Origin of the sequence: Pseudomonas cerasi, from assembly GCF_900074915.1 — a bacterium.
Classification (GTDB): domain Bacteria; phylum Pseudomonadota; class Gammaproteobacteria; order Pseudomonadales; family Pseudomonadaceae; genus Aquipseudomonas; species Aquipseudomonas cerasi.
Map to the genome: position 1 here is coordinate 1 of NZ_LT222316.1, position 12404 is coordinate 12404.

Annotated in this window: 9 protein-coding genes and 6 pseudogenes; 10 read left to right on the forward strand and 5 right to left on the reverse strand. The window is 53.0% G+C overall.

Annotated elements, in window-relative coordinates; all coding sequences use genetic code 11:
- Positions 1–769: pseudogene (gene istA / locus PCPL58_RS01710) on the reverse strand (IS21-like element ISPsy20 family transposase); the annotation flags it as partial.
- Positions 770–1511: 742 nt separating this feature from the next.
- Between istA (PCPL58_RS01710) and PCPL58_RS01715 the strand changes: the two are divergent.
- The 3 genes from PCPL58_RS01715 to PCPL58_RS31895 all read left to right on the forward strand — a co-directional run bounded on the left by PCPL58_RS01715 (position 1512) and on the right by PCPL58_RS31895 (position 4214).
- A complete protein-coding gene (locus PCPL58_RS01715) occupies positions 1512–2639 on the forward strand; it encodes a ParA family protein (RefSeq protein WP_065348599.1) in 1128 nt (375 codons plus the stop codon).
- A 100-nt stretch (positions 2640–2739) separates the two neighbouring features.
- Positions 2740–3744: a ParB/RepB/Spo0J family partition protein gene (locus PCPL58_RS01720; RefSeq protein ID WP_005615818.1), complete on the forward strand. Its 1005-nt coding sequence runs from the start codon at positions 2740–2742 to the stop codon at positions 3742–3744.
- Positions 3745–3794: 50 nt separating this feature from the next.
- Positions 3795–4214 carry a hypothetical protein gene (locus PCPL58_RS31895; protein ID WP_229687585.1) on the forward strand — a complete coding sequence of 140 codons (420 nt, stop codon included), beginning with the start codon at positions 3795–3797 and terminating at the stop codon, positions 4212–4214.
- Between the two features lie 33 nt (positions 4215–4247).
- Here the strand turns inward: PCPL58_RS31895 and PCPL58_RS30490 are convergent, their stop codons facing one another.
- Positions 4248–4553: a DUF4113 domain-containing protein gene (locus PCPL58_RS30490; RefSeq protein WP_229687586.1), complete on the reverse strand. Its 306-nt coding sequence runs from the start codon at positions 4551–4553 to the stop codon at positions 4248–4250.
- A gap of 114 nt (positions 4554–4667) precedes the next feature.
- Positions 4668–5640, reverse strand: a pseudogene (locus PCPL58_RS01735) (Y-family DNA polymerase); the annotation flags it as partial.
- Positions 5641–5869: 229 nt separating this feature from the next.
- Here PCPL58_RS01735 and PCPL58_RS01740 point away from each other — a divergent pair.
- The 4 genes and pseudogenes from PCPL58_RS01740 to PCPL58_RS01755 form a co-directional block, all read left to right on the forward strand.
- Positions 5870–6499, forward strand: coding sequence for a recombinase family protein (locus PCPL58_RS01740; protein WP_065348677.1), 630 nt, complete (start codon positions 5870–5872; stop codon positions 6497–6499).
- A 92-nt stretch (positions 6500–6591) separates the two neighbouring features.
- Positions 6592–6864, forward strand: coding sequence for an arylsulfatase regulator (locus PCPL58_RS01745; RefSeq protein WP_065348678.1), 273 nt, complete (start codon positions 6592–6594; stop codon positions 6862–6864).
- A gap of 153 nt (positions 6865–7017) precedes the next feature.
- Positions 7018–7761: a MobA/MobL family protein gene (locus PCPL58_RS01750; protein ID WP_272939307.1), complete on the forward strand. Its 744-nt coding sequence runs from the start codon at positions 7018–7020 to the stop codon at positions 7759–7761.
- A pseudogene (locus PCPL58_RS01755) lies at positions 7724–8116 on the forward strand (transposase); the annotation flags it as partial. The gene PCPL58_RS01750 and the pseudogene PCPL58_RS01755, both read left to right, overlap by 38 nt.
- A 150-nt stretch (positions 8117–8266) precedes the next feature.
- Here the strand turns inward: PCPL58_RS01755 and PCPL58_RS31900 are convergent.
- Positions 8267–8398, reverse strand: a pseudogene (locus PCPL58_RS31900) (hypothetical protein); the annotation flags it as partial.
- Positions 8399–9184: 786 nt separating this feature from the next.
- On the opposite strand from PCPL58_RS31900, the pseudogene istA (PCPL58_RS01760) reads away from it, so the two are divergent.
- The 3 genes and pseudogenes from istA (PCPL58_RS01760) to PCPL58_RS31905 all read left to right on the forward strand — a co-directional run.
- Positions 9185–9862, forward strand: a pseudogene (istA, locus tag PCPL58_RS01760) (IS21-like element ISPsy4 family transposase); the annotation flags it as partial.
- Positions 9859–10668, forward strand: coding sequence for an IS21-like element ISPsy4 family helper ATPase IstB (istB, locus tag PCPL58_RS01765; protein WP_005741073.1), 810 nt, complete (start codon positions 9859–9861; stop codon positions 10666–10668). The pseudogene istA (PCPL58_RS01760) and the gene istB, both read left to right, overlap by 4 nt.
- A 491-nt stretch (positions 10669–11159) precedes the next feature.
- Positions 11160–11255 (forward strand): annotated as a pseudogene (locus PCPL58_RS31905) (helix-turn-helix domain-containing protein); the annotation flags it as partial.
- Between the two features lie 479 nt (positions 11256–11734).
- Here PCPL58_RS31905 and hopBF1 read toward each other — a convergent pair.
- Positions 11735–12340: a T3SS effector protein kinase HopBF1 gene (gene hopBF1, locus PCPL58_RS01770; protein WP_060403786.1), complete on the reverse strand. Its 606-nt coding sequence runs from the start codon at positions 12338–12340 to the stop codon at positions 11735–11737.
- Positions 12341–12404 lie beyond the last annotated feature (64 nt).

Genomic DNA, 12404 nt, shown 5'->3' on the forward strand with positions numbered 1-12404 from the left:
TTTGAGCATCGAGCCAGATTCGCCTCCGGCTGTCTTGCACGTTCTTTTCGACGATGCCTTTCTCCCAGCCAGAGGCCACGTTGCAGAAGTCCGGATCGAACAGATAGTGCGCGCACATCACGGAAAACCGGGCATTGACCGTGCGGCCTTTGCCTTTGTTAACCTTGTCGACAGCCGTTTTCATGTTGTCGTAGATGCCGCGACGTGGCACGCCACCCAACGCTCCAAACGAACGTGTATGGGCATCAAACAGCATCTCGTGGCCTTGACTGGGGTACGCAACCAACCAGAACGCGCGACTTGCGCACAGCTTCATATGGGAGACCTGGATACGTCGAAACAGGCCACCGATCAGCAGGCCTTCTTCGCTCCAGTCAAACTGAAAGGCCTCACCGAGGGCAAAAGTCAGCGGTACAAAAGCGCGTACAGACTTGCCTTGCTCGCACCGCCAAAGGAGCGGACAAACGCCGTGAGCTGGCTGTAACCGCCGTCATAACCCTCGGCCTTGATCTGCTCAAAAAGTGCCTTGGCGCTCCTACGGTTGTGTTTTTGGCCGGAACGAATCAGCCTTGAGCGCCTGCTCTAAGGTCTCGTGAAAAGGGTTGAGCTTATTGAAGGATGCGCACCGTTGGTACGCTGGTTGATTGGCTTCGGGCGCTCTGACCCATTTTCGGATGGTGTTTCTCGACAGCCCGGTACGCTTGGCTATCTGATGCAGCGAGAGCTTGTCGCGGAAGTACATCCGCCGGATTTTTCCCAACATTTCCATGCTGATCACCCCTGTGTTCTCCTGCTCCAAAAAGTGAGCAGAAGCAGTTGAACACCTGGGTCAGTTTTCAGTCGGCAGAACAGCCTCTACTGGGTCAGTTTTCGGTCAGCGGCAACAATACACGGCGGCAATCAGCGGGCTGACGGTGCAGGGACTGGTCCTCAACGCTCAGGCGATCGCGCAGATGAGGTACGTGAAGCCCTGACAGGGGGAAGGTGCGTCCGCACCTAGGCTTCGCGGTGAAATAACCTGCGTTAATGCGGATTGATAGGGATTTTCACTGCATAAGTAACGCATCAGCGTCTTCCTACCCATCGCTATGAAGGCATGACGCCTCCTTCCATAGCGTCAGCTTGATGCATAGGCATTTTGAAATTCCTATGCATCAAAGAGTGTGCTCAGCCCGGTGCTTCGATTGCCAGCGTCGCACTGAGCCACAGTCTCAACGCAAACCTCGTCCATAAGTGGATTCGGCTGCAATCGCAGAGAATTGCCATCCTGCAAGTGATGCAGCCAGTAGCGCGGCCACGTATCAGCAGCACACAGCAGCCGCCCACTGAGTTAGCCATTCTTCCAGCTAAGGTCATCACACGAACGCTGTCATTCCACTAGATTTAAAGGCAGAAGCAAATAAATTCTGCTAAAACAGCTAAATAATAATGAATACCGGAACAAAGGCTTTATTTATTAAAAATCACGAACTATAGTGAAAGTCTCACTCATCTAGTAGGCGACCTCGCGCATGACTCCTGCCGATAACGAAATAGCTGAACAGCAGAATTTTGTAGACTTCAACTCCATTCTTTATACGCCTCAGTACGCCGCTGGCTGCTTCGGTCTGACTACGCGTCGACTTATGGCCATTGAAGAAGAACACGGCTTGGACATCAAACGCATAAAGCGTGGGTCGTCTACATCCAGGGTCTACACGGCCTCGGATCTTTTCAACATCGCCGCGCTGCGTCGGTCGCTAGGCCATCTCAAACCAATTGGTCGTCAAATTGTCGCTTCAACCTTCGTGCCAAAGGGCGGGACTGCCAAGACCACTACCGCGGTCAACCTTGCTATTAGCGCTCAATTTGCAGGGATTAAGACACTAATTATCGATAATGACCCTCAGGGTGATACCTCAAACATGCTGGGTTATGACCCCGACCTCAGCCCAGATGATCTCGTCGACATGAATATTCCTTCAGATCGGCTGGTGGATGGACATTTTGGCAATCTTCTCAGCCCGTTGCTTCGAATGAAGCCTTTTTCAGAAAAGGTGCTCGCTGATGTGATCAAAAAACCTTTTGGCGAAAACGGCATTCATCTCATCCCGGCTGACACATATCTTGAGGATTTGGCTGTTGCGCTCGATGCTTCGAACAATTCGGATATGTGGTATGCCCGATTCATCGAAGACGCAAATGCAGGAAAAGTACCAGGATGTGACCTTTCTGTTTATGACCTGATAATTATTGACAACGCGCCTGCTGGCTCTCGATTGACCAAGAATTCAGTTGCAGCTAGCGATCTATTGTTGTGCCCCGTTCGGATGGACAAATTTTCGTTCAGAGCACTGTTAAGGTTGTATGAGTGGTGCGCTCGATTCGCAAAAGAGTACAGCTATGCGCCTGCTCTCATGGCTATTCCTACGATGTTTATTCGCAAGCGCGCTAGGTTGTTAGCAAATCTTCAATCACTCAACACGCTTTTCCCTGGGCAGGTAACTGAGGAAAAAATCTATTTTTCCGAAGATTATTCGAAGTCACTGGATGATGGTATTCCTCTCATGTTGTGGAAGAGGGCGAACTCACAAACCATCGACACTGCAAGGCTTGTCTTTGGTGAAATCTTGCAGAAGATTCGCAGCTTGGCCGCCTGATTTTAAACATGGTGCTTCTAGCACCACCGCTCACTGATGCTTGTAGCACCACAAACACCGACTGGTGCTAGTAGCACCACTAAGAAACGGATAAATAATCATGAAATCCGATGATTTCCCGGGAAAACCTAAAGTCGGCCCAGCCATCAAAGGGCTGAAAGCACCGACGCCGATAACCACGCCTGACTCAACGACGGCGCAGCCGACAGGGAGGGCCGCGATGCTTCAAAGAATGAGCCAAGACTCCGAATCACCACAACTACAGGTGCCGAATTCAGAAGCGGCCTCAAGCAGGACCGCTATCCATATTCTGAATGTTGACCAGATAGTAAAATCACCATTTCAGCCAAGATTAGTTTTCGATCAGGCTGCACTCGAAGATCTTGGAACGTCAATCCAGACAATTGGTCTGGGACAGCCAATCCTTGTCAGGCCGCTGCCGAACGGACTTTTTGAGTTGATAGGCGGGGAGCGTCGATGGAGAGCTTCTAAACTCATCGGCAACATGACCATAGAAGCTATGGTCAAGCCCATGTCAGATGATCTCGCAATGCTTTTGGCGTTGACAGACAACGACCAGGAAGACCTCACAGACTATGAGAAAGCTCGTAGCTATTACTGTCTTCTCAAAAATGGTGAAGATTCGAGTATGCGTGCTCTAGCAAGGCGACTAGGTACGAATCATTCAGTGATCAGCCGTCTCCTGCAGCTGACACAATTACCCGAGAGCATACGCACAATACTGGACGGGCATCCAGCGCTAATCACGGCGAATTACGCTAAAGATTTCAAAGACCTATCCACTATCAATGAAGATTTAGTAGTAAATGTGGTCGAAAAAATGGCTTCAACTGGACTGCCACAAGAAGCTGCACTGAAATTGATAAGACGTGAAGTTGATTCGGTAAGCAGACCTGAAGCAAAGCAGGCAAAAAAAAGTGCAGTAGACGGGATAGGGACACTGCGTATTCTGGGTGACAGGGTTGAGGTCAAGTGTGCAAAGGGAATTGACGCTACAAAACTCGCTCAGGAATTTTTGACATTCCTGCATTCTTTGGATAAAGCTCAAATCCTAGAAGCTGATGAGTCCCCGTCGGGCCAGTGAACCAAAATCAGCGCAAAGATTGGATAATTTCAACGAAAAAGGATAACCAAATGGATAGAAATCAAAATCGCGGAGCTGAAATACTTGCATTTACCTTGGGCCTTGCCATGGTCTGTTACGTTGTTGCCAAGGCGTTTTCAGACTACCTGGGCGTGGACATCACAGCCGGGGGGCGGGTACTTTTAGCGCTTTTAATGGCCCTGGGTATGATTGGCTATGCAGTCTGGAGCGAGCTGACAAATGGGTTCCTCGGCTTCAGGGCACTTTTACCGTTGGCATTTTCCACTCTCTGGAGCGGTATGTGGCCAGCCATGCAGTATTGGGGCACCAAGTCGCTGTATTTCCCCGGCCTGCCTAGTGAGTATCAAGACTTGGAATGGTGGGCAAATGGATATACTCAGTGGGGTGGATGGGCTCTCATCCTGTTCGGCGGATATGGCATTGCATATTTCACCTGGCGGGCTAGGTAAGCCAACGAGTTATCACTTCACTGGCGCGCTTGATCATTTGGCCTTTACAACCCATAGCTGATCCAGGCGCGTCGTGTAACTCTGACTCATCTGATCACGCCTCATCCCCCAATCAGGCGTAACCGGTACTGATGCTGTTCGCAGGGTGCCACGGCCCCACTTGTCGTTGATCAGGTCCAAGGTAGCCATCAGCACGTCGGAGCTCAATGGCTGTGCGATTGAGAACAAGTCATTGGTAAACACGCCTGGCTGGCACATGTCCATCAGCAGCACTTCTGCTTTGCTGTACCTGAACCCGGGCCGGTAGATACGTGTGACAGCCTCTAACCGATCAGCCAACAAAAAAACCGCCTTTCTTTGGCGGTTTTGTTGTGCGTTAGGGGAGCCAGAGAATTCGGAAAAAATCGTACGCTAAGGTTTTCAGGCACACGGCGGATCATCCCAAAACCCTGATTACTTCGCCTTTACAACCCACAGCTGATCAAGCCGCGTCGTGTAGCTCTGGCTCATCAGCTCACGCCGCATGCCCCAGTCCGGTGTGGCAGGTACTGATCCTGTACGCAGCGTCCCACGTCCCCACTTGCCGTTGATCATGTCCAAAGCAGCCATCAGTCGATCCGAACTCACCGGCTGATTGGTCGTGAACAGGTCATCGGTAAATTCGCCTGGCTGGCAGATATCCATCAGCAGCACTTCTGCTTTGCTGTACCTGAAGCCTGGACGAAATATCCGCGAAACCGCCTCCGTCGCGTATTGGGTCATCACCCTCACATCGTTGGTGGGGTAGGGCAGCTGGACCAGTGCGCCATTCGCATACTTGGCCTCGTCAGGATTGAACATGCCAGTGCGGATACTCACCCTGATCTTTTTACACACGGAGCCCTGGGCACGTAATTTTTCAGACGCACGCATCATGTAGGTGGCCACCGCCTCCTTGATCGGCCCCAGCTCGGTCAGTCGTTTGCCGAACATTCTGCTGCAACAAATCTCTTGGCGTGGCGGTTCGACTTCGTCCAGCTCCAGGCACGCAGTACCCGCCAGCTCCCGTGCAGTTTTCTCGATCACAACGCTAAACGTTTTGCGCAGCATCCAGGGATCCGCCATAGCGAGGTCCTTGGCCGACAGGATCCGCATGCCCTCCAGATGCGCTTTCATTTTTCGACCAATGCCCCAGACTTCTCCGACAGAGGTATTGCGCAGCACCCAATCACGTTTTACAGGGTCGCAGATGTCCACGACCCCGCCGGTGTGCGCCTGGAGACGCTTTGCCGTGTGATTGGCCAGCTTGGCCAGTGTCTTGGTCGGTGCAATCCCCACCCCCCACGGGAATTCCGGTGCAGCGATGGACTTTGGATCGTATCGATCTGCCCAGTTCGGTCATATTGCCAGGCATCCCGGTCAGGTCTAAAAACGCTTCGTCGATGGACGGCCACTTGGGGTCGCCTCAGAAAACGGATTTTACAGTACGTTAAGCTGATTTCAGTCGTCGTAATGGCCGGAATCTTCCACCACGGGGTTTGGGGAGTAACGGAACAGAAAACAACCTAACCCCCGCCACTCGCGCTCGGTATGGTTCAAAAGGGTGGTTCTTTCCAAGATGGCTCTATAGGCTTGCTGTTATACCCATAGAGCCATAGCTGATAAGCCATGGCTCTATGGTCAATGTTGCGCGGGTGTACCTGCGTGTCAGTACCGAAGACCAGGACTTGCTGCGCCAAGAAGCGATCATTGGCAATGCGCGAGCATCGGGCTACTACGTGGCTGCGGTCTATCGCGAAAAGGCCTCGGGCGCTCGATCCGACCGTCCCGAGCTGCTGCGCATGATCGAGGACCTGCAACCAGGTGAAGTCGTCATCGCTGAGAAGATCGACCGAATCAGCCGTCTTCCCTTGGTCGAAGCAGAAAAGCTTGTGGGTGCGATCAAGGCTAAGGGCGCACGTTTGGCGGTGCCCGGCATCGTCGATTTATCGGAATTGGCCGAGGCATCCGGTGGCGTCGCCAAGGTGGTGTTGCAAGGCGTACAAGACATGCTGTTGCGTGTGGCACTGCAAATAGCGCGTGACGACTTCGAAGACCGTCGAGAGCGACAGCGGCAAGGCATCGACTTGGCCAAGAGCGCTGGTCTATATAGAGGACGCAAGCCGAATGCTAAAGTGCATGAACAGATCATTGCCTTTAAAAGCGGCGGGTGTAGCATTGCAGAGACTGCTCGGCTGGCAGGGGTCAGCGTCAGCCAGGTAAAACGCGTTTGGTCGCAGTACCTGGCGACTAAGGCAGATGTCTGAGGTGCTGCTTGGTTCAGTAACCGTCTGTGACCTTGCTGAATTATTTCCAGCCTCTTGGTCAACAGTATCGAACCCTTTCATCAGGCAAAAAAATGCTCGATTTATCCGCAGAGCAACACCAGCTGGCGAAGACAGTCCATGATTATGCCAGCCGATTTCCATCGACAGAAAGTGGCGATAGCCAGCTACTTCAGGGCTGCTATGACTATATGATGGCTTTCAAACAGGTGCTCGACAGCTCATCAAAAATCCAAATGGACTATATTTGCCTGCAATATCCAGGTTTTTTTCGTTTCGCAAAAATGATGGAGTTGCTGGCCCAAGGTATTGCTGATGGCGTCATTCAGGTACCGAAAAAGCACTAAAAGTGACAGACCAGAGAATTCTGGCGGTTATGACGATTGAAATCAGCTTAACGTACTTTAAAATCCGGTTTCTGAAGCGCCCCCATTTGGGGAAGATCACAAGCCAAAACAGAGGCAAAAGCCATCGCCATCTTCCACGCCAGTACAAAATCGATAGCACGCAGTGCCGGACGTTCGTCCGTTGCTGCGGCTGCCTATCGGTCTGGTACTGAGCTGGTCGATATGCGTACCGGTCTCGTCCATGACTACACATGGCGCGATGGTGTTTTTTACACAGCAATCATGTTGCCGGACGGCACCAGTGCCGAGCGCAATGCTCTGTGGAACGCCGCCGAATCCGCAGAGAAGCGCAAGGATGGCCGGACAGGTCGCGAGTGGATCATCGCGCTACCCGCCGAACTGGATGAAGACGCGCGCCAAGAACTGGCATCTGCGTTTGGCATCGAGCTGGCCACCCGTTACGGCGTTGCCGTTGACTTGGCCATCCACTTGCCAAATCGTGAAGGCGACAACCGCAACCACCATGCCTTTGTGATGACCACTACCCGGCAGGTCAGCCGTGATGCAACTGGTCTGCTGGTGATGGGTGAAAAGTCCACCATCGAGCTTTCAGATACCAAACGCCGCAGCGTGGGCCTTGGTTCCGCAGCAGATGAAGTGGTCGCCATCCGCCAGTTGTGGGAGAGGATGGCTAACCGCGCCCTGGAGAACGCTGGTTCAGATGCCCGGATCGATTCACGCAGTCTCAAGGCGCAGGGCCTAGATCGCGAGGCGACCATGCATCTGGGGCCGGTGGCCAGCGACATGGAACGCCGCGGAAAGGCCTCTGATCGGGGCGATGGCAACCGGCAAGTTGCTGTGGACGGCCGCCAACGTGGCGGATGTCACCCAGGTTGACCAGTTGCTGCACGGTGACGAAACCTATGTTTCGGGTGACGCTGGATACACCGGTGCGGCCAAGCGACCGGAGCATGCTGAACGGGACGTTATCTGGTCGATTGCAGCACGGCCAAGCAGTTACAAGCAGCACGGCGAAGGCAGCGTGCTGTATCGGGTCAAGCGCAAAATTGAATATGCCAAGGCGCAACTGCGTGCCAAGGTCGAGCACCCCTTCCAGGTAATCAAGGTGCGCTTCAATCATCGCAAGGTTCGCTACCGTGGGTTGGAAAAGAATACAGCGCAGTTGTTCAGTTTGTTTGGGTTGGCCAATCTGATGCTGGCCAAGCGGTATTTGCAACAGGCGGCAGGATAAATCCGTCTGAAAGACGGGACTGGCCCGCCTTTCAGCAAAATGAGGGCAGAAATCTGCCCGAGAAACGTAAAATAAGGCCGGCAGGTTGAAAAAAACCGGCTTGGAAATGGGGACGGTGCGAACGGGTTAATTGTTCAGCGTCTCCCTAGGGGACACGCCGTACAACTCAGCTATTGCTGCCACTTGTGTAGCCCGCTCCGGACTTTTCTTTGGCAAGCGGTCGAGCCGTTGCCGCAATTGCAGCAACGAGTCAACAGGAATGGAACTACGCTTGGCGTCCATTTTGAGCTAGGTTTTGTACGAAAAGTCGGTGGGGGTAGAATTGCCGCCATGATTGGCTGGATGCTCGCATGGCAAAGCGTTACCAAGCTCGCTCGCAATTAATCTGAGCCAGACGGCTCCGTCAGTCGCAGTTAATCTGAGCCGAAAATTGCGCTGATTGCGAGCACGGCTGTTTTCGATTGCAAGCCGCTACAAGTAGTGCTTCACTAATTGCACAAATAAAAATTATGTCAACCGGTGATTTAACGTACGCCCAAACCGTCGAAATCACCGTCCTGTCATTTTGAGTGTTCTTTCGGCACCTGAATGACGCCATCAGCAATACCTTGGGCCAGCAACTCTCCATCATCCAGTCTTATGGGCAAGGAGTAATACAAGCGGTGGGAGTACAGCAGGTGGATGGCTGCGGTCCAGCTTTGGCACCACCCCCACCCCCAGCATTGGCACTACCACCAGCACCAGCTTTGGCACCACTAGCACCACCACGGCTCGCGATCGGGTCTCCTTGGTTTTGAGAGCCACCTATATTAGCGCCACCGTCGGCATGAACAAGGGGTGCTTGCAGAGAAATGACAGTAAGACCGGCTAAGGCCGCAAACTTGATTTTAGAGAAAGTGCAATTAAGTTTCATAGAATCCATCTTGTCTGATCAGAAAGTTTGAAAAAAATTGGAAATCTTCCATTAGTGGTAAGTTAAGTACAACGGTTCCGTGCATAGGAGAATACCGGCCAGGCACACCAACCCCTCAACTCGGCGTCAGGCCGCTCACCAGCACCCTGTCAGACGAGACACTGCCCGGCAAGCAGATACAGGTGGACTTCACCACCATTCGACGAGGCCGTCAGCCGCTTAAGGCGTTCGTGGCGACACTTGGTTTTAGTCGAGCAAGCTTTGTCCGTTTCTCCGAGCGAGAGGACAGCGAAGCCTGGCTGACAGGGCTTCGGGAGGCGTTCGCTTACTTTGGCGGCGTGCCCGAGCAGGCATTGTTTGATAACGCCGGAACCATCATCACCGAGCGAGATGCTTTTGGGGAGGGCCAGCACCGTTGGCATCCCCGATTGGCTGCGCTGGCCGATGAGTTTGGTTTTATTCCCAAGGTCTGCCGCCCTTACCGTGCCCAGACCAAGGGCAAGGTTGAGCGCTTCAACGGGTATCTGAAGGGCAGTTTCATTACCCCGTTGGCCGCTACGCTCAAGAGTGCGGGTCTGACGCTGGATGTGGTGACGGCCAACGCACATATCGGCCAATGGCTCGACGAAGTCGCTCATCAGCGGATTCACGGCACGACGGGTGTTCAACCGGCGGTACGTCTGGCCCAAGAGCAGCAGGTACTATTACCACTGCCAACACAGAGCCTGCGCCCACAACCCGCCCAAGGCCTACGCCTGGGACGGGTCCTGCCGTACGAGAGCTTGCAGCATCCGCTGTCGGTTTATGAGCAACTGCTGGAGATGAGAGCATGAACCTTCAACATGCTCGCCTGACAGAACTATGCAAGGGGCTAAAGCTTGAGCGCGTCGGGGTGGACTGGCCGCACCTGGCCCAACAAGCAGCAAGCGGCGAAGACAGCTTTGCCGACTTCCTCGAAAAGCTGCTGGCTGCCGAGACCGATGCCCGAAGTGAACGCTCTCGACAGGCCCTGCTGAAAACTGCCGCGCTGCCCGCTGTGAAAACGCTGGAGCAATACGACTTCGCGTTTGCCACCGGCGTCCCCCGGGCACAGCTCCAGGAGCTGGCAGCACTGAGTTTTGTTGGACGTGCCGAGAACATCGTGTTCCTGGGGCCTAGTGGTGTAGGCAAGAGCCACCTGGCTATCGCCCTGGCCTACCGGGCAGTGATGGCCGGTATCAAAACCCGCTTCGTCACGGCGGCTGACTTGATGCTGCAACTGACCGCTGCGCACCGCCAGGAACGGCTCAAGGAATACTTCAGTCGTGTGGTGATGGCCCCTGGGTTGTTGGTCATCGATGAAATCGGCTACCTGCCGTTTGGTCGTGATGAAGCCAACCTGTTCTTCAATGTTGTCGCCAAGCGCTACGAGCAAGGCAGCCTGATCCTCACGAGTAACTTGCCGTTTACCCAGTGGGCCGGAACCTTTGCGGATGATCAAACACTGACAGCGGCCATGCTGGACAGGCTGTTACATCATGCCCATATCGTGCAGATGACAGGTGAAAGCTATCGACTCAAGGACAAGCGCAAAGCAGGAACCAAATCTTCTCGGGCCGAACCGGCTCGAAAATATGAACCCGAGGGGGGTCAAAACTAAGTTGGCGATTTAGCACGGAAGGGGGTCACTTTTTAGTTGGCGTTGACAAGCAGTACCAAATCATCCGAATCATTACGTCGATTGTTCACCTTACCACTCCTGTAGGTGTCTATTTTGATGCGTTGAGAAAGGTAACAAAGCGCTGAAACCCACCCCAGCAATGAGTAACCACAGCGCATTCTATGTAGATCGAGCGAATCAACACAAGAATGCGCCGGAGAACACAAAACTCATCCGCGCACTCCCCATCATGAACCATCCTCATGTTGGGGTCCGGGGAGCAATGGAACCGTAAACGCACTTAAGACGCGGCTAGAGTTCGCTGAACGAGTTTATCGTACCGATTTTCGGGGTGTTATTGCCTTCCTTGGTGCTCGCAGCAGTGGTTTCACAAAACGGCGGTTTTATCGTACCGGCTAAGCTGCACGCGGGTTTACAGACAGGTACTGGGCTTAAGTGCACTTTCTGCTCCGTTGCTCCCCAAACCCCAGTACTCGATCAGTGATCTGGCCGAAGTGTTTTCCATATCAAGACCAACGGTCTATCGAACACTTGCGCGCCAATCAATTGGAGTGGCTGCGACATGAGCGGACCTGGAGGGGCACCAGGCAGAGATGCCTCGTTGAGGCTGATGCATTATGGCTTGCGGATAGACGCAAATAATGTGGGTCGGGAACGCGGATAAAGTCAGTTAATGTGGGCAACTGTCTGGATAGAATCAAATAATGTGGGCCGGACATTCCCGATAGCGTCAAATAATGTGGGTTCAAAATGACGGATAAACGCGAGCCCAACGTTTTATAAACGCAAGCCGTAGTAGCTAGCAGGAGGTCCACACGTGATCCATTCCAACGTCTTTACTTTTTGATGTGGACGGCACTGCCTCGACTCCCAGAATCCCTGAGAGTTTGACGTAGCCCTCCGTCAATCGAGCCATGATTTTATTACCGGAGCTGAGACGCAGAGGTTATTTGGTCACCCGATGGGTCAAATCGTCTTAGAACTTTTGACCCATCATCCAGCGGTTCATGGTTGGGTGTTGGCTTGCTTATCAGCTCAGGGACGGCTAATCGTCGTCGTTCAAAAGGTTGTTCAACGCAATGGCGCGCAACTCTCGAACTTTAGCGATGTTCTTCTCTGGCGAAGACCGGATTACGTCTCGTGGGTCATTGATTCGCACCCGACCATACCCATCGATCAGGAACTGTAAGTCTTCAATGTGCAGGTTATGGGTTTTGAGTCTGGATATGATCTCGTCACAGTCCTTCAGAACGTTGTTATTGAAAGCCACGTCGGTTGGAATGTGTTTGCGGTTATGGATAACGTCTTCGGAGTCCAGAGCATGATGAATGTAGTCTTTTGCTATCCCGACCTTGTTATCGTATTTGACTAAGGAATGCGCATCAACGACCGGAAATCCAAGGTTTTTCAGGTGTTTGGTCATCTTTAGCTCTTTTGCCGCGTAATCACTTCCTGAAATAATCCCGGTTGTGCCTAGCCGGATCAGGCATATGCATTGCCGTGGATCCTGCCGAGAATGATAAACGTCCTTCTGACTTCCGCTTCCAAGCTTTTCGCCCACGGACGGGATTGAGGTAAATTCAGTAGGCGCAGCGACATCCTGGATATTCGGATGTCGCTGGATAGAGGTAGCATTGGAAACAATTGGCATGATGGTCACCGCTGTGTATGCGACTGAACAGGGCAGCCTGCGGCTGCAAATTGTGGGATTTTGA

Excerpts from the sequence above, each read along its gene's own strand:
- PCPL58_RS01745 (WP_065348678.1), top strand. The coding sequence starts at position 6,592 with ATGCTCGATTTATCCGCAGAGCAACACCAGCTGGCGAAGACAGTCCAT.
- hopBF1 (WP_060403786.1), bottom strand. The coding sequence starts at position 12,340 with ATGCCAATTGTTTCCAATGCTACCTCTATCCAGCGACATCCGAATATC.
- PCPL58_RS01715 (WP_065348599.1), top strand. The coding sequence starts at position 1,512 with ATGACTCCTGCCGATAACGAAATAGCTGAACAGCAGAATTTTGTAGAC.
- PCPL58_RS31895 (WP_229687585.1), top strand. The coding sequence starts at position 3,795 with ATGGATAGAAATCAAAATCGCGGAGCTGAAATACTTGCATTTACCTTG.
- istB (WP_005741073.1), top strand. The coding sequence starts at position 9,859 with ATGAACCTTCAACATGCTCGCCTGACAGAACTATGCAAGGGGCTAAAG.
- PCPL58_RS01720 (WP_005615818.1), top strand. The coding sequence starts at position 2,740 with ATGAAATCCGATGATTTCCCGGGAAAACCTAAAGTCGGCCCAGCCATC.
- PCPL58_RS01740 (WP_065348677.1), top strand. The coding sequence starts at position 5,870 with ATGGTCAATGTTGCGCGGGTGTACCTGCGTGTCAGTACCGAAGACCAG.